Origin of the sequence: Saccharopolyspora galaxeae (assembly GCF_016526145.1) — a bacterium.
GTDB classification, from domain to species: Bacteria; Actinomycetota; Actinomycetes; order Mycobacteriales; family Pseudonocardiaceae; genus Saccharopolyspora_C; species Saccharopolyspora_C galaxeae.
Genome location: NZ_JADDUE010000003.1, coordinates 399,777 through 418,271, shown reverse-complemented (window position 1 = coordinate 418,271; position 18,495 = coordinate 399,777). Strand labels below are relative to the sequence as shown.

Below are 18,495 nucleotides of genomic sequence, written 5' to 3'. Positions count from 1 at the left end.
CCGATCGCAGCGTCCAGCGGAGCGACCGGCACCCGCCGCGAACCTTCCGCAGTCAGTCGCGGTGGCCTGCCGCGAAGGCGTGTCCGGGGAAGGCGCCCGCTCGTGCGACCTGCTTGCTCAACGACTTGCCGAGCGCGACGAGCCGTTCGGTGCCCTCGGCGCCCAGGTGCGCCCACGGCGCCGCCGCCAGCTCGTCGGTGTGCTGCTCGACCTTCTCCCGCAGCTGCTTGCCCGCGTCGGTGAGCTCGTTGCCCGCGTCGAGCAGCCCCTGCGCGCGCAGCACGTCCTGCGCGTCGCCCCACTGCGCGTCCGACCAGCCGCGGCTGGCCTTGGCGAACTGCTCGGAAAGCCCTTCGCCGCTGGTGATCTGCAGGATCAGCGCGTGCAGCCCGGACAGCCCTGCCGACTGCAGCGCGATCAGGTGCCCGTCGCCGCGGTACTCGCGCAGCAGGCTGACCGCGTGCCAGAGCGCGACGTGCGGCTGCTCCGGCCAGTCCAGGTCGGCGTGCGCGGCGTAGAGCGGGCGGGCTTCCGGCTTGCACGCCTCGGTGGCGCGGCGGGCGAGTTCGGCGGCCTCGGCGACTTCTTCCGAGCGGATCTGGTCTTCGCCCAGCAGTCGCCGCAGCGTGCTGTCCGCGGCGCCGAAGCGGGCGGCGACCACGTCCGAGGGCTGCACGACCGACCACGCCTGCGGGATCGACTCGGCGACCAGCTCGGGGTTGAAGTTGTAGAACGTCGCGGCGACCACGCCTGCGCCGACCGCGCCCATCGGGGCCGCGCGGCCCGCGAAGTAGCGCGCCGTGCGGGATTGCAGGCCCAGCTCGGTGAACGCCGCGTCGGCGTCGGGGGAGAAGTAGATGTTGGCGTGCAGCGGCTCCAGTGCGCGGTGGCACCGCCGGGCCGACTCGGCGTTCGCGGAGGCGTTTCGCGGCTCAGTCATGCCGCCACCCTACTTCGCGGTAACAGAGCGGCGGATCAGGTCAGACGCGTCGTGCGGACCGCCAGCGCCCCGGCGGCCGCGCCCCAAAGCAGCAACACCACAACCGGCTGCCAACCCGGCAGCGCGGCGTGCTCGACGGTCCGTTCCAGTGCCGCGGCCAGCGCGCCGGACGGCAGCAGACCCGCGATCGCCCCGACCGGTCCCGGCAGGTCGCCCGCAGGCAGCGCCAGCCCGCCCGCCAGCAGCAGCACGAACCAGATCGCGTTGGCCAGCGCCAGCACGATCTCGGCCCGGAACGCGCCACCGACCAGCACGCCCGCGGCGCCGAACGCGATCGTGCCCAGCACCAGCAGCGGAATCCCGCCGATCAGGCCCAGCAGGTGCGGCGTCCAGCCGAGGCACACCGCCGTGATCCCGAGCAGCACCGCCTGCAACGCCACCACCAGCAGCGTCGCCAGCACCCGGCCGGAGATCAGCGTCCAGCGCGGCAACGCGGTCGCCGAAAGCCGCTTGAGCACCCCGTAGCGGCGGTCGAAGCCCAACGCGATCGCCTGCCCGGTGAACGCGGTCGACATCACCGCCAGCGCCAGCACCCGCGGTGCGACGGAGTCCACCCGCGGTTCCGGCACGGTGCCGATGTGCAGCGTGCTCAGTCCGATCAGCAGCGCCATCGGGATGATCAGGGTCAGCAGCGCCTGCTCGCCGTGGCGCACGATCAGCAGCGCCTCGACGCGGGTGTGCGCGGCCAGCATCCGCAGCGCCCGGCCCCTGCCCGGCGCCGGGGTGAAGGTGCCCGCCGGGAAGCGCTCACCGGGCCGCGGCGCGTCCGCGGCAGTGTTCGACGCCGTCTCCGCAGGCGAGTTTCGGCTCACGAGCGCAACTCCCGTCCGGTCAGGTCGAGGAACACGTCCTCCAGGCTCCGCTTGCTGACCCGCAGCTCGTTGGCCAGCACTCCGTGCCGGGCGCACCAGGAGGTCACGGTGGAGACCACCTGCGGGTCGATGCAGCCGCGCACCACGTATTGCCCGGAGCGGACCTCGGTGGCCTCGTAGTCCTCCGGCAGCGCCGCCAGCAGCAGGTCCAGGTCCAGCGCCGTTTCGGAGCGGAACCACAGCTCCTGCCTGCCCTGCGGATCGGCGGTCAGCTCCGCCGCGGTGCCGTCGGCGACGGCGCGGCCGTGATCGACGATCACGACGCGGTCGGCCAGCGCTTCGGCCTCGTCCATCAGGTGCGTGGTCAGCAGCACCCCCACGCCGTCGCGGCGCAACGCCGCCACCAGGTCCCACACGAGCCTGCGGGCCTGCGGGTCCAGCCCGGCGGTCGGTTCGTCCAGGAACACCAGCTCCGGGCGCCCGACCAGGGCGCAGGCCAGTGACAACCGCTGCTGCTGACCGCCGGAGAGCCGCTTGTACGGGGTTCGCCCCGCCGCGGCGAGCCCGAGCGTGTCCAGCAACCAGTCCGGATCGATCGGGTCGGCGGCGCAGGAGGCGATCAGCCGGAGCATCTCCGCGGCGCGCACGCCCGGGTAGGCGCCGCCGCCCTGCGGCATCACGCCGATCCGCGGCCGCAACCGCTCGCCCTGGGCGGCGGGGTCCATGCCCAGCACCCGCACGGTCCCGCCGTCCGGGCGCTGGAAGCCTTCGCAGATCTCGACCGTGGTGGTCTTGCCCGCACCGTTCGGGCCGAGCAGTGCGAGCACGCTGCCGCGCGCCATGCACAGGTCCAGCCCGGCCACGGCCACGGTGTCGCCGAAGCTCTTGGTCAGCCCCCGCACCTCCAGCGCCGGGGAGTGCTGCGGCGCGCCCTCGGCCGCCTCCTGATCCCCCGGACCGTCCTGGGCCGCCCCGTCTCGGACCGCCCCGTCTCGGACCGCGTCGTCCTGGACCGCGCCGTTCGGCACTGGGCGGCCGGTTGGGGTGCTCGCGGCTTCGTTCACGACCTCCAAGCCTATGACGTGACCGGGCGCGCACCCCTCCGGGTCGGTAGCAGCCGCGGCACCTTCCCGCGCATGAACCACAGCAGCACGGCGAACGCGATCAACGAGGCGATCACGGCGAGCGGGATCTGGTACGCACGCAGCACATAAGCCGTACCGGTCGGCGCCACCAGCAGCGCCACCACCGCGCAGATCGCCGCCGCGGTGATCCGGAACCGGGTGTTGTTCGTGGACAACGCCAGCGGGATCACCATCCACAGCAGGTACCAGGGGTGCAGCACCGGCCCGAACACCGCCAGCGTGCCCAGCGTGATGCCCAGCGCGGTCAGCGGCTCGACGCGGCCCTTGAACGACAGCCACAGCAGCCGCAGGCACACGACCCCGGTCACCGCGTAGCCGATCAGCTTCGTGATGACCAGCATCGAGTCGGTGTGGTTGCCCAGCCCCAGCAGCATCCCGAGCCCACCGCCGGTCATGCCGAACGCGGTCATCGGTGCCAGCCACGTCTTGATCCGGTTCGGCACGTCGAAGGTGTCGATCCAGCCCAGGCCCCAGCCGCTGGCGACCGTGATCACCGCCATGGTGGCCAGGAACACCGCCAGCAGGCCGGCGGCGACGATCACCAGGTCGCGGAACCGCCCGCCGCGCCTGCGGGCGACGTAGACGCCGAAGAACCCGAGCGCGATGAATCCGGGCGGTTTGATCGCGCCGCCGATGGTCAGCAGCACCGCGGTCGCGGCCACGCCCAGCGGGCGGCGCCAGCGCAGCCCCAGTTCGATCGCGGCGAACATGATCCCGACCAGCAGCGCCTCGTTGTGCGCACCGCTGATCACGTGGAACAGCGTGATCGGGTTGGCCGCCGAGAGCCACAGCGCGGCCACCGGATGCACCCCGCAGCGCACCGCCAGCCGCGGGATCGCCCAGATCGCCAGCATCAGCCCGGCGATCATGACCGCGCGCCACAGCAGCACGCCGAACACCACGTCGGTCCCGATCACCCGGGCGAGGTGCTGGCCGACCATGAGGAACAGCGGGCCGTACGGCGAAGGCGTGTCGCGCCAGATGTTCGGCACGTTGGCGACCAGCGGGTGCTCCACGCCCAGCGCCGCGGAAGGCCCGAGCGTGTAAGGGTTCACGCCGCTGGCGGCCACCGCGTTCTGCCCGAGGTAGGTGTACATGTCGGTGCTGAACAGCGGCGGCGCGATCGCCAGCGGCAGGCCCCACATCACGACCGTGCGGTCCAGCTGGGTGCGGGTGATCATGCGCGCCCGGCCGGGCCAGGACAGCTTGCCCAGCCACAGCCACGCGGTGACGATCATGAGCATCCCGAGCCACGCGCAGGCCATCGCCACCGTCGGGATCCGAGCGGGCAGGCCGAGCAGGCGCACTCCGATGAGCGGGTTGTTCACCGGCGCGGCGCCCGCCCCGACGGCGCCGAAGGCCAGCACCAGCGAGCCTGCGGTGCCGAAGCGGCGCACCAGGTCGAGCTGCCTGCGTTCCGGCGCGGCAAGCGGCTCCGGATCGCCGTCGCTGCCTTCGGTGCCGCCGTGCCCGGTGCCCGCTCGCTGGTCGCGGCCAGGATCTTCCTCGCGGCCGGAGTCCTTCTCGGAGCCGGCGTCTTCCCCGCGGCCGGAGCCCTGCTGTCGCCGCGAGGCTTCGGTGGCGCCGTGCCGTTCCGGGTCGCCGAACTGCTCGTCCACCGACTCACCCTGCGCCGAGCCGTCGCCGTGCGCCTGCGCCCGCCGGTCGGCCCGCGGGTTCTCCGGGTCGCCGGTGCGCGCGCCTTCCGGGCGCCGGGCCGTCTGCTGGTCGGTGCCGGTGGCCGGGTCCGCGGCCCCGGCACCGTTGGTATCGCCTGCCGCCACGACGCCTGAGCTTAGAGGTTGCGCTGGTCGCGGCTGTCGAGGCTCGGTTTTCACCGGGCCGTGCGCCCCGCGGCGTCGTGCGTGCGGCTCAACCGATTCCGCCGGGTGCCGGACCGGTGCCGAAGCGCAACGGCTGGGAAGCCGAACGCGGGATGCTCGCTGCGGTGGCGAACACGCAGCGCAGCCGCGAACAGGAGTGAGCCGAATCACCTGCCGGGGCTGGCTCTGGCGTGGCTGGACGAAATAGGTAACATCAGTGTTGTGAAAAACGCCGGAACGCCTTCCCAGGCTGTGGCGCCGAACTCCGGGCAGTCCGCTCAGGGCGCCACCGCCCCGGGTGCGGCCGCGCAGTCCGGAGACGGCGGCACCCGGCACTCGGTCGCCCGCCTCCTGCTGGAGCGGGGGCCGATCACCGCGGCTGCGGTGGCCGAAGCGCTCGGGATCAGCGCCGTCGCGGTGCGCAGGCACCTCGACGCACTGGTCGCCGAGGGCGAGGCTTACACCAGGGAGTCCTCGGCACGGCAACGCCGCGGCCGGGGCAGGCCCGCCAAGCTGTACCTGCTGACCGAGGTCGGCAGGGCCAGGTTCGGGCACGCCTACGACGACCTGGCCGTGGCGGCGTTGCGGTTCATCGCCGAATCGGACGGTGAGCAGGCGGTGCGGTCGTTCGCCGAACAGCGGATCGCCGCACTCGTCGAACACCACCGGGAGGCGCTGGCCGCCGCCCGGACTCCGGCCGAGCGGGCCGAGGTCCTTGCCGGTGCACTGACTCGCGAGGGCTACGCTGCCTCGACGCGCAGCGTCGCCTCCGGTGAGCAGCTCTGCCAGCACCACTGCCCGGTGGCGCACGTCGCTGCGGACTTCCCGCAGTTGTGCGAGGCCGAGACGGCGGCGTTCGCCGAAGTCCTCGGCACCCACGTGCAGCGGTTGGCCACCATCGCCAACGGCGATGCGGCATGCACGACGCACGTACCGCTCACGCGGAACGCGCGAACGACCGGGACCGGTGCGGAGACCGACGAGGTCGCCCCCGGACCGGCCACAACCGACCAAGCACCCGCGGCCGGTCGGCGACCGGCGGGGGAGCAGACCGCCCCGATTCCTGACGGAGGGGAGTCCGTATGACTGCCGCTGCCGAGCAGCGCACACCCACCACGGTGTCGAACACTGGCCAGCTCAGCCAAGAAGAGACCCTCGCCACCCTGGGCAACTACGAATACGGCTGGGCCGACTCCGACGCCGCCGGTGAGTCCGCCCGCCGCGGGCTCAACGAGGACGTCGTCCGGGAGATCTCGGCCAAGAAGGACGAGCCCGAGTGGATGCTCGAAGCGCGGCTCAAGGCGCTGCGGCTGTTCGAGCGCAAGCCGATGCCGAACTGGGGCGCCGATCTGTCCGGCATCGACTTCGAGCAGATCAAGTACTTCGTGCGTTCCACCGAGGAGCAGGCCCAGACCTGGGAGGACCTGCCCGAGGACATCAAGAACACCTACGACAAGCTGGGCATCCCGGAAGCGGAGAAGCAGCGGCTGGTCGCCGGTGTCGCCGCGCAGTACGAGTCCGAGGTGGTCTACCACAAGATCCGCGAGGACCTGGAGGAGAAGGGCGTCCAGTTCCTGGACACCGACACCGCCCTGCGCGAGCACCCGGAGATCTTCAAGGAGTACTTCGGCTCGGTCATCCCGGCCGGGGACAACAAGTTCTCCGCGCTGAACACCGCGGTGTGGTCCGGCGGCTCGTTCATCTACGTGCCGAAGGGCGTGCACGTGGACATCCCGCTGCAGGCCTACTTCCGGATCAACACCGAGAACATGGGCCAGTTCGAGCGGACGCTGATCGTGGTCGACGAGGGTGCCTACGTGCACTACGTCGAGGGCTGCACCGCGCCGATCTACTCCAGCGACTCGCTGCACTCGGCGGTCGTGGAGATCGTGGTCAAGAAGAACGCGCGCTGCCGCTACACCACGATCCAGAACTGGTCGAACAACGTCTACAACCTGGTCACCAAGCGGGCCAAGGCCGAAGAGGGCGCGACCATGGAGTGGGTCGACGGCAACCTCGGCTCCAAGGTGACCATGAAGTACCCGTCGGTGTTCCTGATGGGCGAGCACGCCAAGGGCGAGGTGCTCTCGGTGGCCTTCGCCGGTGAGAGCCAGCACCAGGACGCGGGCGCGAAGATGGAGCACATGGCTCCGCACACGTCCTCGTCGATCGTGTCCAAGTCGATCGCCAGGGGCGGCGGCCGCACTTCCTACCGGGGTCTGGTGAAGGTCGCCAAGCGCGCCAACCACTCCTCGTCCAACGTCAAGTGCGACGCGTTGCTGGTGGACACCATCAGCCGCTCCGACACGTACCCCTACGTCGACGTGCGCGTCGACGACGTGTCCATGGGCCACGAGGCCACCGTCTCCAAGGTCAGCGACGACCAGCTGTTCTACCTGATGCAGCGCGGGCTGACCGAGGACGAGGCGATGGCGATGATCGTGCGCGGCTTCGTCGAGCCGATCGCGCGCGAGCTGCCGATGGAATACGCGCTGGAACTGAACCGCCTGATCGAGCTGCAGATGGAAGGGGCCGTCGGCTGATGACGAGCACCACCAGTACCGACGACGCCCAGCACGGCCTGAGCGAGCACTCCCACGGGGGGACTGTGATCCCGCAGTCCTCCCGCGGGCAGCGGTTCACCTCCTACGACGTCGATGCCTTCGAGGTTCCCGGCGGCCGCGAGGAGGACTGGCGGTTCACGCCGGTCAAGCGGCTCAAGGGCCTGCACGACGGCACCGCCGAGGCCACCGGCGAGATCGGTGTCGAGGTCGAGGCCGGCTCCGAGGTCACCGTGGAGACCGTTGGCCGCGACGACGAGCGCATCGGCAACGGCGGCGTGCCCGCCGACCGGATCGCCGCGCAGGCGTGGAGCTCGTTCGAGCAGGCCACGGTCGTCACCGTGCCCAAGGAGGTGCGCCCGGAAGGCCCGGTCAGCATCGTCGTGCACGGCCCCGGCGTCGGGCGGACGGCCTACGGGCACATCCAGATCCGCGCCGAGCGGTTCGCCGACGCCGTCGTGGTGGTCGACTACCGCGGCTCCGGTGTGCTGGGCGAGAACATCGAGTTCGTCGTGGACGACTCCGCGCGGCTGTCGATCGTGTCCGTGCACGACTGGGCCGACGACGCCACCCAGGTCAGCTCCGAGCACGCCTACCTGGGCCGGGACGCGGTGTTCCGGCACCTGGCGGTGACCCTCGGCGGCGACCTGGTGCGGGTCAACACCACCGTGACCTACGGCGACAAGGGCGGCGACGCCGAGCTGCTGGGGCTGTACTTCGCCGACGAGGGCCAGCACCTGGAGCACCGGATGCTGGTCGACCACGCCGAGGCGAACTGCCGCAGCAACGTGCTCTACAAGGGCGCGCTGCAGGGCGATTCCGCGCACACGGTGTGGATCGGTGACGTGCTGATCCGCGCGGCGGCCGAAGCCACCGAGACCTTCGAGCTGAACCGGAACCTGGTGCTGACCGAGGGCGCCCGCGCCGACTCGGTGCCGAACCTGGAGATCGAGACCGGGGAGATCGAAGGCGCCGGGCACGCCAGCGCCATCGGCCGGTTCGACGACGAGCAGTTGTTCTACCTGCAGTCCCGCGGCATCCCGGAGGACCAGGCCCGCAGGCTCGTGGTGCGCGGCTTCTTCGGCGAGATCCTGCAGAAGATCACCGTGCCGGAGGTCCGCGAGCGGCTGGAGGCCGCGATCGAGGCCGAGCTGGCCGTCGTCGGCGCCTGAGCGCCACCCCTACTCGACTTTCCTCACACACCAGGAGAACAACGCACAATGGCCACCCTGGAGATCAAGGACCTGCACGGCTCCGTCGTCACCGACGAGGGCGCCAAGCCGATCCTCAACGGCGTGAACCTCACGGTCCGCTCCGGCGAGATCCACGCCATCATGGGCCCGAACGGCTCCGGCAAGTCGACACTGGCCTACGCCATCGCCGGGCACCCCAAGTACCGGATCGACTCCGGTCAGGTGCTGCTCGACGGCGAGGACGTGCTGGAGATGAGCGTGGACGAGCGCGCCCGCGCGGGCCTGTTCCTCGCCATGCAGTACCCGGTCGAGGTGCCGGGCGTTTCGATGTCGAACTTCCTGCGCAGCGCGGCCGGCTCGGTCCGCGGTGAGGCCCCGCAGATCCGGCACTGGGTCAAAGAGGTCAAGCAGGCGATGAGCAGCCTGGACATCGACCCGTCGTTCGCCGAGCGCAGCGTCAACGAGGGCTTCTCCGGCGGCGAGAAGAAGCGGCACGAGATCCTGCAGCTGGACCTGCTGGACCCGAAGTTCGCGATCCTCGACGAGACCGACTCCGGCCTGGACGTCGACGCGCTGCGCGTGGTGTCCGAGGGCGTCAACAGCTACGTCGAGAAGGGTGACAAGGGAGTGCTGCTGATCACGCACTACTCCCGCATCCTCAACCACGTCCAGCCGCACTACGTGCACGTGTTCGCGGGCGGCAAGGTCGTCGAGTCCGGCGGCCCGGAGCTGGCCGAGGAACTGGAGCGCAACGGCTACGTGCGGTTCACGAAGGAGGCGGCTTCGCAGTCATGACCGCTCAGCCTCTCACCCACGCCGGTGCGGCCCCGCTGGACGTCGCGGCGATCCGGTCGGACTTCCCGATCCTCGGTCGCACCATCCGCGACGACCGCAGCCTGGTCTACCTGGATTCGGGTGCGACCTCGCAGCGTCCGCGCCAGGTGCTGGACGCGGAGCGGTCCTTCCTGGAGACCTCCAACGCGGCCGTGCACCGCGGTGCGCACCAGCTCGCTGAGGAGGCCACGGACGCCTACGAGGAGGCCCGCGCCAAGATCGCGCGGCTGGTCGGCGCCGGGATCGACGAGGTGGTGTTCACCAAGAACGCCACCGAGGGGATCAACCTGGTCGCCTACGCGATGAGCAACGCGGGCACCTCGGGGCCCGAGGCGGAGCGGTTCCGCATCGGCCCCGGCGACGAGGTCGTGGTGACCGAGATGGAGCACCACGCCAACCTGGTGCCGTGGCAGCAGCTGTGCCAGCGCACCGGGGCGACGTTGCGCTGGTTCGGCGTCACCGCGGACGGCAGGCTGGATCTGTCCGATGTGGACGATGTGATCACCGAGCGGGCCAAGGTCGTCGCGGTCTCGCACCAGTCCAACGTGCTCGGCACGGTGAACCCGCTGGAGCGGATCGTCGCGCGGGCGCACCAGGTGGACGCGCTGGTGGTGCTGGACGCCTGCCAGTCGGTGCCGCACTCGCCGGTGGACTTCGCCGCGCTGGACGTGGACTTCGCGGTCTTCTCCGGGCACAAGATGCTCGGCCCGTCCGGCATCGGGGTGCTCTACGGCCGCAACGAGCTGCTGCGCTCGATGCCGCCGTTCCTCACCGGCGGGTCGATGATCGAGATGGTCTACATCGACCACTCCACGTTCTCCGAGCCGCCGCAGCGGTTCGAGGCGGGCGTGCCGATGACTTCGCAGGCCATCGGGCTCGGCGCGGCCGTGGACTACCTGTCGGTGGTGGGCATGGAGCGCATCGCCGCGCACGAGAAGAAGCTCGCCGCGGCGGCGCTGGAGGAACTGTCCGGGATCGACGGGGTGCGCATCATCGGCCCCAACAGCACCGAGGACCGCGGCGCCACGGTGTCGTTCGTGCTCGACGGGGTGCACCCGCACGACGCGGGCCAGGTGATGGACGGCCAGGGCGTCGAGGTTCGCGTCGGCCACCACTGCGCGTGGCCGCTGCACCGGTCGTTCCGGATTCCGGCCACGGTGCGGGCGAGCTTCTACCTGTACAACGATCTGGACGAGGTCGCCGCGCTCGGGGAAGCTGTGCGGGAGGCTCAGCGTTTCTTCGGTGTCGCGTGAACTGAAGGACGTGTGATGCAGCTCGAGCAGATGTACCAGGAGATCATCCTGGACCACTACCGCAACCCGCACCGCACTGGCCTGCGGGACCCGTTCGACGCGGAGTCCTTCCAGGTCAACCCGGTCTGCGGGGACGAGGTGACGCTGCGGGTGCGGTTGACCGGCAGCGGCCCCGACGCGATCATCGAGGACGTCTCCTACGACGGGCAGGGCTGTTCGATCAGCCAGGCTTCCACGTCGGTGCTCACCGACCTGGTGGTCGGCAAGCCGGTCAAGGAGGCGATGGGCAAGGAGACCGCGTTCAGCGAGCTCATGCAGGGCCGCGGGCAGGTTGAGCCCGACGAGGACGTCCTGGAGGACGGCATCGCGTTCGCCGGGGTGGCCAAGTACCCGGCGCGCGTGAAGTGCGCGTTGCTCGGGTGGATGGCTTTCAAGGACGCCGTGTCGCGCGTCGTCGACGAGGTGGGAGCGTCATGACCGACCAAACCCAGGTGCAGGACAAGGAAACGGGCGAGGCCGTACACGGTGCGTCCGATGGCGCCGACGTGCAGCGCGGCGCGGAAGGCATGCCGGAGACCCCGGCGCCTGCCGCGGAACTCGCCGCGGTGGAAGACGTCGAAGAGGCGCTGCGCGATGTGGTGGACCCCGAGCTGGGCATCAACATCGTCGACCTCGGCCTGCTCTACGGCGTGACCGTCGAGCAGGACAACAGCGCCACGCTGGACATGACCCTGACTTCCGCGGCCTGCCCGCTGACCGACGTGATCGAGGAGCAGGCCCGTTCCGCGCTCACCGGCGGTCCCGGTGGCGGTGTGGTCAACGACTTCCGCATCAACTGGGTGTGGATGCCGCCGTGGGGACCGGAAAAGATCACCGAAGAGGGGCGCGAGCAGCTCCGCGCCCTCGGCTTCACGGTCTGAGCGGCCGATACTCCGTACGCGACGGCCCCGGCAGCACCTCGCTGCCGGGGCCGTTCGTCGTGTGCGGGCGGTGCCTCATTCAGGGGCCCTGCACGCGAGGTGAGTCGGTCGGCTGCGGTGGCATCGCCTCCGGATCCTGCGTCGGAAAGCCCGGCGGTGCGGAGTGCGGTCCGGCGCTGTCGGCCGGTGGCTGCGGCGCTGGGCGCACGTTCGGCGGCTGAGCAGCGGGCACGGCGTTCGACGGCACGTGCTGCGGCGCCCGCGGATTCCCGCCCGGTTGCGGCTGCGGTACGTGCGGATTCCCGCCCGGCGCGGACGGTGGACGAGCGGGCCCGTCCGGCATGGAGGACTGCGGCCCCGGCTTCGCGGCGGGCGGTGCGCTGGACGGCTGCGGACGATCCGCGTGGTTCGCAGCGCCGGGAGCACCGCGCGTGCCGTCCGGCGCAGCGGCTCGACCCGCATCGTTCCCGGCCGCGTTCGCAACGGCGTCCTGCGCGTTGCGGGCGGTTTGCTGGACGGCTTCGCGCTCGGCGTCCGGGCGCTGCGCCGGGCTTCGCCCGCCCGGGCCCTGCGCAGCGCCCTTGCCGCGCAGCACGTCCACGTGCTGCGACCCGGGCCGGGACATCACCCAGCTCGAGCCGCTCAGCGCCTTGGCCTCCCGCTTGAGCGGGGCCAGCAGCCGGGACACCTCGTCGTAGCTGGTCACCGTGCTCTGCGTGCACACCAGCGTGGCCAGCGAGAGGCTCACCGGCACGCCACCGGCGTCCCGCTCGGGATCCAGCAGCAGCTCGGCGAGCGGCACGAGGTCGTCGAGATCGGCGACCAGCAGGAAGTCGTCGCCACCGACATGACCCACCCGAACCGAAGGCATCGAGGTGGACGCGTCGGTGAGCCCGCGCCCGATCGCGCGGATCAGGTCATCGCCAGCGGAGAACCCGACGGTGTCGTTGACCGTCTTGAACCCGTCGATGTCCAGCCAGCTCACCCCGAACACCTCACCGGCGGCGATCCGCCGGGTCACGTCGCGGGCGATGGCGTCGCTGCCGGGCAGCCGGGTCAGCGGGTTGAGCGCGGCGGCCTCCTCCACCTTCAGGTCCGCCATACCGCGGATGAGGTGCCCGGCGCGCACCGCGCCGAGGCAGCGCCCCGACTCGTCGACGACGATCGCGTCGTCGTACATGCGGTACTGATCGGAGCGGGTGACCAGGCTCAACGCTTCCATCGCGGTGGTCGCGGTGGTGACCACGCGGGGTTCGTCGGCCAGCCGGGACGCGGGCCGCTTGGCGTGCAGCGCGTGCCCGTAAGGGCCGGTGACCGCGAGCAGGAAGCGGTTGCGGTCGATGGTGAACTGCGGCCGGTTGTGCTCGTCGACCAGCACCACGCCGCTGATCTCCGAGTGGTCGGCCAGCACCCCGCGGACCGTGTCGGCGGTGGCGTCCACCGAAAGCAGCGTGGCAGGCGACAGGAACTCGGTGACTCGCGGGCCGGCGGCCAGGGTGTTGCGCGGCTGCCCGGTCGGGTCGGTGACCTCGGCGGCCACCCCGGGCACCGTGATCGTCGTCGGGGGCCGCCGTGCGGGCGGGGCGAGCAGGTTGCCCTGCACCAGCCGCACTCCGTTGCGCCGCAGCACGCTGAGCTGCCGGTCGTTCTCGACGCCTTCGGCGATCAGGTCGGAACCGGTCGCCTCGCACAGGTGCCGAACCGACTCCAGCACCGCCTGCCGCGGCTGCGAGTCCGGCAGGTCGTCGAGCACGCCCCGGTCCAGCTTCACCGTGCCCGGGTCCATGTCGGCGATCAGGGTCAGCGGGACGTCGCCCTGGCCGACCCCGTCCATCGCGATCTGGAAGCCTTCCGCGCGCAGCGACCGCACCCCGTGCAGCAGCTGTTCGGGGTCGAGCCGGGCGAACGGCGGGCCGATCTCCAAGGTGATCTCGTGTTCCCGGCGGCCCACTTCCCGCAGCCGCTCGCGGAGCTCGTCCAGCCGGGACAGGTCGTGCGTGACCGTGCCGCCGAACAGGTTCAGGTGCAGCGGCAGCAGCGTCTCGTGCTCGGCCGCCGCGCCCAGTGCCGAGCAGGCCAGCGCCACGTCCAGCTCGGTGAGCTTGCGCTCGCGCGCGGCCTCCCGGAACAGATCATGCACGCTTCCGGCGGTGGGCCGGGCGAGCGCTTCCACCGCCACGATCCCACCGGTCTTGACGTTGATCATGGGCTGGAACGCGAAGCGCACTCCGTTCGCCAGCGCGAGCACGCCGTCGATGTTGCCTGCACTCATGGTGCTCCATCGAGCGGATTCACGACCTGTTCACCGACATCTCAGCTGCTCCTCGTCCGAGGGCGACAGGGTTGCCGCAGCACAACCTAGCGCGACTCGCACGCCACCAGCACCCATCCCGCGCCGCCGCTGTGGGCACCAACACAGCAGCGCAGGACCGTTCGCCGGTTGCACCGGACCGCGTTGCCGAGCGGTTCCCGCAGGTAGTCGCCCTGCTGCGGGCGGTGTAAACGTGTACCGCAGATCGGCGCAGCGCGGGTCAGCTTCCGCCGAAGCCGTGCTGAGCGTCGCCCCAGCCCGGGCCGAAGCCGCCCGCGATCAGCCGCCGCCGGATCGGCCAGGGTGCCCGCCGGAACAGCGCGCTCATCGTCGCGACCGTGCCCGCCGGGTCGTGGTCGGCGGCCAGGAACGCCGCTTGCTGCTGCTCGTCCAGGGAGAAGAAGACTTCGAAGAACTCCGGTACCAGCTCGGGCGGGAACTGCAGCAGCGAGCGCAGCGCGCGCCTGCGCAATGCGTGCGTGGCCGCGGCGCGCGGGGGCCACAGGACCGACCAGGCCGCTTTGGCAGCGGCGGCGGATCCGGCGGGCAGTCCGGCGCTGAGCGCAGCGGCGACCCACGGGGCGTGCCGCAGCGCGCTGGCGACGCTGAACCCGCTCGCCGGGTGCACCAGCCCGCCGGACGCGCCGAACGACACCACGCGGCCGGGCCGGGGCAGCGGGTCGTCGACGGGGAAGCGGACCCGCTCCTCGGGTGCGTTGCCGGGCGCGGTGATGCCCGCCGCCTCCAGCCGCCCGTGCAGGCGCTTGCGCAGCAGGGTCAGCGGCAGCGCGGGCCGCCGGGCCAGCGAGGTCTCTTCCAGCAGCACTTGGTCGCCGCCGAGGCGGACGCAGTACAGGAAGGTCGGCCAGCCGCCCTTGGTGTCGGGCGCGGCGCGCCAGTCCATGAACACTCCGGCCCCCGGTGGGCACAGCGGTTCCGCCGCTGCCGCGTCGAGCACCACCCCCACCGCGGTCTGCTGCGCGGGAGTCCGCGCCGGACGCCCGCCGGACAGCACCCGCGCGGCACCGCTGGCATCGACGACGGTCGCCGCGGCCAGCCGCCTGCCGTCCTTGAGCCGCACCGTCGAACCGGTCGGACCGTGCTCGGCGGCCACCACCCGGCCGGTGACCTCCTCGACGTCGGAACGCCACAGGTGCTTCCACAGCGCCGTGTTGTCCAGCACGGCGTATGCCCGGTCGAGCTCGTGCTCGGTCGTGCCGATCGCGCGCATCACCGGGGTGACCGCGGCCAGCGCGGAACGCGGCACCGAGGTGGGAAGTTCGTCCAGCCAGGAGCCGTAGGTGTGCGGCCAGACGTTGCGCGGCGCCGGTGCCACCACGCTCACGTCGAGGCCGGTGTCGCTGCACGCCGCGGCGACCGCCCGGCCCGCCGGGCCGGCCCCCACGATGAGCACGTCCACCACGTCGAGCATCAGATCACGACGGGCGCGGTTCCCGCCGTCCGGCCGCCGACGGCTCGCCGAGCTGTTCGCGGACGCCGCTGGAGCCGGTCCGCGGCAGCTCCGCCTGCGACCGGACAGCTAGCGTGCGGGGCATGGACACCGACAGCCCAGTCGAACGCACCACCCGTCGCAGCGACCGCACCGGTCCGGTCCGGCCTTCGCCGGACCTGGCGGCCAGCCCGTTCCGCGCGGACCGCGACCGGGTGTCGAGCTCGGCGTTCTTCTCGCGGCTGGGCGGGGTCACCCAGGTGATCAGCCCCAGCGGGTCCGGTCTGCTGCTGCACAACCGGCTCACCCACAGCCTGAAGGTGGCGCAGGTGGCGCGGGCGATCGGCGAGCGGCTGCTGGCCGACTCGACGGCGGGCGCGGTGCTGGACAAGCTCGGCGGCTGCGACCTGGACGTGGTCGAGGCCGCCGGGCTCGGCCACGATCTCGGGCACCCGCCGTTCGGGCACCTCGGTGAGCGGGTGCTGGACCGGCTGGCACGGCAGCGGTTCGGGCTGCGCGACGGGTTCGAGGGCAACGCGCAGTCGTTCCGGATCGTCAGCGCGATCGACGTGCGCGGCGACCCGGAGCGCTCCGGGGACGGGCTGGACCTGACCGCAGCGGTCCGCGCCGCGCTGCTGAAGTACCCGTGGACGCGGTTGCACCGCCCGTCACCGCACCCGCGCGAGCTGCGCGTGCCGCCGCGCGGTGCCTCGGAACCGGACGACGCGCCCGGTACCGGTTCGGCGAAGTTCTCCTGCTACATCACCGAGCTCGACGACATGCGGGAGTCCCGCGCGGCGTTCCGCGGCAGGCTGGAGAGCTGGCAGCAGACGGTGGAAGCCTCGGTGATGGACACCGCCGACGACATCGCCTACGCCATCCACGACCTGGAGGACTTCCACCGCGTCGGGATCCTGCAGCACACCACGGTTTCGCACGAGCTCACCGAGTGGCTCGGGCACGCCGTGGAGCTGGCCGGGCGCACCGACGGCGAGCTGGCCGCCGCCGAGCACCGGCCGGGCCGGTCGTTGGAGCTGCTGCGCCGCCGGTTGCACGCCAAGGACTCGTGGATCGCCTCCGACGACGCCTTCGTGCACGCGGTGAAGAAGGTCGTCTCGGACCTGGTGACGAAGCTGCTGCAAGTGCCGTTCGACCGTTCCCAGCAGGCCGAGCAGGCGGTGGCGGCGTTCTCCGGCGAGTGGACCCGGCGGCTGGTCGACGGCGTGCGGCTGGAGGAGACCCCGACGGTGCGCTCCGGGCACGTCGCGCTGGCCACCGAGCAGTGGCACGAGGTGCAGGTGCTGAAGTTCGTGCACCGCCGGTTCGTGCTGCAGCGCCCCGACCTGGCGCTGCACCAGCGCGGCCAGGACCGGCTGGTGAGCAAGCTGGTGGAGGCGCTGGACTCGTGGCTGATCGACCGCAGCGAGGAGGCCAGGCTGCCGCACCGGCTGCGCGACCTGTTCGAGCGGGCGAGCGCGGAGTTCCAGGCGGTCCGCGCCGAGGACCCGGCCGCGCTCGGCGGCGAGCCGATCGGCGCGCAAGACCTGGAGCGCTGGGCGCGGGGCCGGGCGGTGATCGACTTCGTCGCTTCGCTCACCGACGACCAGGCCGCCGCGCTCTTGGAGGCGTTGTCCGGACGGACCACTCAACTGTGGTCCGACACGTTCGTGCTGTGAGCGGCGGGCGCCGTGGCCGCATGAACAGCCGCGGCGCCCACGGGGTAGCACTCCTGTCACCAGCGGAGCCGCTGAGGTTCCGGCACGCAAACCCTTCGGAAAAGGTCCGATTCGCTCACACCGCGGTTCGAGTGGTCCCGGACTCCGACAGACCCTTCCGGTAGGTCTCGGCCAGCAGGTAGCTGGAGCCGAACGAGATCGCGCACAGCACCACGACGTAACCGGCGATCGCCATCGACGAGCCGGTCCAGCCGTACAGCGCCGTGCAGATCATCGGCGCCAGGCCGCCGCCGAGGATGGCCGCGAGCTGATAGCTCAACGACGCACCGCTGTAGCGGAACCGGGTGCTGAACAGCTCCGAGTAGAACGCCGACTGCGGCCCGTACACCGCGGTCCGGCACGCCTGCACCACGATCCCGCCGAGCAGGAACAGCACGATCGACCGGCTGTCCACCAGCAGGAAGTACGGCACCGCGAACACCGCGAGCCCGGCCATCCCGGCCAGCGACATGCCGCGCCGCCCGATCCGGTCGGACAGCAGCCCGAAGGCCAGCATCAGCGGAATGTCCAGGAAGCTCAGCAGCGCGTTCGCGTTCAGGATCGACGTGCGCTCGTAGTCGAGCGACGTGGTGGCGTAGCTGACGACCCAGGTGGTGCCGACGTAGAAGGTCGCGTTCGTGGCCAGGAACGAACCCGCGGCGAGCGCGACGGTCCGCGGGTGCTCGCGCAGCACGTCGAGCACGGGTGTGCGGGTGTGCTGCGCCTGCTCGCGGGCGGCCTCCTGGAACACCGGGCTCTCACTGATCTTGAGCCGGATGAGCAGGCCGAGCCCGATCAGCAGCGCGCTGCACAGGAACGGGATGCGCCAGCCCCACGCCACGAACTGCGCGTCGGTCAGGTTCGCGGAAAGAACCGAGAAGGTGAGGTTGCCCAGCAGCAGGCCCGCGGGCACCCCGATCTGCGGCCAGCTGCCGTAGAAGCCGCGCCGGTTCTGCGGTGCGTGCTCCACCGCCATCAGCGCCGCACCGCCCCATTCGCCGCCGACGCCGAGGCCCTGCGCGAACCGCAGCGCGGTCAGCAGCAGCGGCGCCCACACGCCGATCGAGTCGTAGCCGGGCAGCGCTCCGATCAGCACCGTGGCCACGCCCATCAGCAGCAGCGAGGTGACCAGCACGGGTTTGCGCCCGCGCCGATCGCCGAAGTGCGCGAACAGCACTCCGCCCAGCGGCCGGGCGACGAATCCGATGGCGAAGGTCGCGAACGATGCGATGGTGCCGACCATCGGGGCGAACTCGGGGAAGAACAGCTCGTTGAACACCAGCGCGGCGGCGGTGCCGTAGATGAAGAAGTCGAACCATTCGATCGTCGTGCCGATGAGGCTGGCGAACGCCACCCTGCGGGCGTTGCCCGGGCCGGTGCCGCTGGGGGAACCAGCGTTGCTCGGGGGAACAGCCATCGCGAACGCACCCTTCGGATGTGTGGTCCAAATAACTAACGCTGTAAGGTTCGCAGCACGC

General features: G+C 71.5%; 15 protein-coding genes. 8 read left to right on the top strand and 7 right to left on the bottom strand.

Translation table 11 applies throughout. The features are described 5' to 3' along the window. Positions 1 to 52: 52 nt before the first annotated feature. The 4 genes from INP57_RS09585 to mptB form a co-directional block, all read right to left on the bottom strand. Positions 53 to 940 (bottom strand): SCO6745 family protein, encoded by an 888-nt coding sequence (locus INP57_RS09585; protein ID WP_200069747.1) that lies wholly within the window; start codon positions 938 to 940, stop codon positions 53 to 55. A gap of 35 nt (positions 941 to 975) precedes the next feature. After that, positions 976 to 1,812, bottom strand: a complete 837-nt coding sequence (locus INP57_RS09580; protein ID WP_307849985.1) for an ABC transporter permease — start codon at positions 1,810 to 1,812, stop codon at positions 976 to 978. Continuing rightward, a complete protein-coding gene (locus INP57_RS09575) occupies positions 1,809 to 2,720 on the bottom strand; it encodes an ABC transporter ATP-binding protein (RefSeq protein WP_200069915.1) in 912 nt (303 codons plus the stop codon). Before INP57_RS09575 ends, INP57_RS09580 begins: the two co-directional genes overlap by 4 nt. 167 nt (positions 2,721 to 2,887) lie before the next feature. After that, positions 2,888 to 4,741, bottom strand: coding sequence for a polyprenol phosphomannose-dependent alpha 1,6 mannosyltransferase MptB (gene mptB, locus INP57_RS09570; RefSeq protein WP_307849984.1), 1,854 nt, complete (start codon positions 4,739 to 4,741; stop codon positions 2,888 to 2,890). A gap of 261 nt (positions 4,742 to 5,002) precedes the next feature. Here mptB and INP57_RS09565 point away from each other — a divergent pair, with 261 nt between their 5' ends. The 7 genes from INP57_RS09565 to INP57_RS09535 are packed head-to-tail and all read left to right on the top strand — an operon-like array spanning position 5,003 to position 11,541. Continuing rightward, positions 5,003 to 5,866, top strand: coding sequence for a helix-turn-helix transcriptional regulator (locus INP57_RS09565; protein ID WP_200069746.1), 864 nt, complete (start codon positions 5,003 to 5,005; stop codon positions 5,864 to 5,866). Next, positions 5,863 to 7,323 (top strand): Fe-S cluster assembly protein SufB, encoded by a 1,461-nt coding sequence (gene sufB, locus INP57_RS09560; protein WP_200069745.1) that lies wholly within the window; start codon positions 5,863 to 5,865, stop codon positions 7,321 to 7,323. The genes INP57_RS09565 and sufB overlap by 4 nt, the downstream gene beginning before the upstream one ends. After that, entirely contained in the window at positions 7,323 to 8,513 is a 1,191-nt protein-coding gene (gene sufD / locus INP57_RS09555; RefSeq protein ID WP_200069744.1) for a Fe-S cluster assembly protein SufD, read from the top strand. Before sufB ends, sufD begins: the two co-directional genes overlap by 1 nt. 48 nt (positions 8,514 to 8,561) lie before the next feature. Continuing rightward, on the top strand, positions 8,562 to 9,329 hold the full coding sequence (gene sufC, locus INP57_RS09550; RefSeq protein ID WP_200069743.1) for a Fe-S cluster assembly ATPase SufC: 768 nt from the start codon (positions 8,562 to 8,564) through the stop codon (positions 9,327 to 9,329). After that, positions 9,326 to 10,621 (top strand): cysteine desulfurase, encoded by a 1,296-nt coding sequence (locus INP57_RS09545; protein WP_200069742.1) that lies wholly within the window; start codon positions 9,326 to 9,328, stop codon positions 10,619 to 10,621. Before sufC ends, INP57_RS09545 begins: the two co-directional genes overlap by 4 nt. 15 nt (positions 10,622 to 10,636) lie before the next feature. Then, the gene (gene sufU, locus INP57_RS09540; protein WP_200069741.1) at positions 10,637 to 11,098 is read left to right on the top strand and encodes a Fe-S cluster assembly sulfur transfer protein SufU; all 462 of its coding nucleotides are present in this window, start codon (positions 10,637 to 10,639) and stop codon (positions 11,096 to 11,098) included. After that, positions 11,095 to 11,541, top strand: a complete 447-nt coding sequence (locus INP57_RS09535) for a metal-sulfur cluster assembly factor (RefSeq protein WP_200069740.1) — start codon at positions 11,095 to 11,097, stop codon at positions 11,539 to 11,541. Before sufU ends, INP57_RS09535 begins: the two co-directional genes overlap by 4 nt. Positions 11,542 to 11,620: 79 nt before the next feature. Here the strand turns inward: INP57_RS09535 and INP57_RS09530 are convergent, their stop codons facing one another. Beyond that, positions 11,621 to 13,813, bottom strand: coding sequence for a GGDEF domain-containing protein (locus INP57_RS09530; protein ID WP_200069739.1), 2,193 nt, complete (start codon positions 13,811 to 13,813; stop codon positions 11,621 to 11,623). A gap of 259 nt (positions 13,814 to 14,072) precedes the next feature. Continuing rightward, positions 14,073 to 15,284 carry a lycopene cyclase family protein gene (locus INP57_RS09525; protein ID WP_200069738.1) on the bottom strand — a complete coding sequence of 404 codons (1,212 nt, stop codon included), beginning with the start codon at positions 15,282 to 15,284 and terminating at the stop codon, positions 14,073 to 14,075. Between the two features lie 122 nt (positions 15,285 to 15,406). On the opposite strand from INP57_RS09525, the gene INP57_RS09520 reads away from it, so the two are divergent. Beyond that, positions 15,407 to 16,978 (top strand): deoxyguanosinetriphosphate triphosphohydrolase family protein, encoded by a 1,572-nt coding sequence (locus INP57_RS09520; RefSeq protein WP_200069737.1) that lies wholly within the window; start codon positions 15,407 to 15,409, stop codon positions 16,976 to 16,978. A gap of 115 nt (positions 16,979 to 17,093) precedes the next feature. On the opposite strand, the gene INP57_RS09515 is transcribed toward INP57_RS09520, so the two are convergent. After that, a complete protein-coding gene (locus tag INP57_RS09515) occupies positions 17,094 to 18,434 on the bottom strand; it encodes an MFS transporter (protein WP_200069736.1) in 1,341 nt (446 codons plus the stop codon). Positions 18,435 to 18,495: the final 61 nt, after the last annotated feature.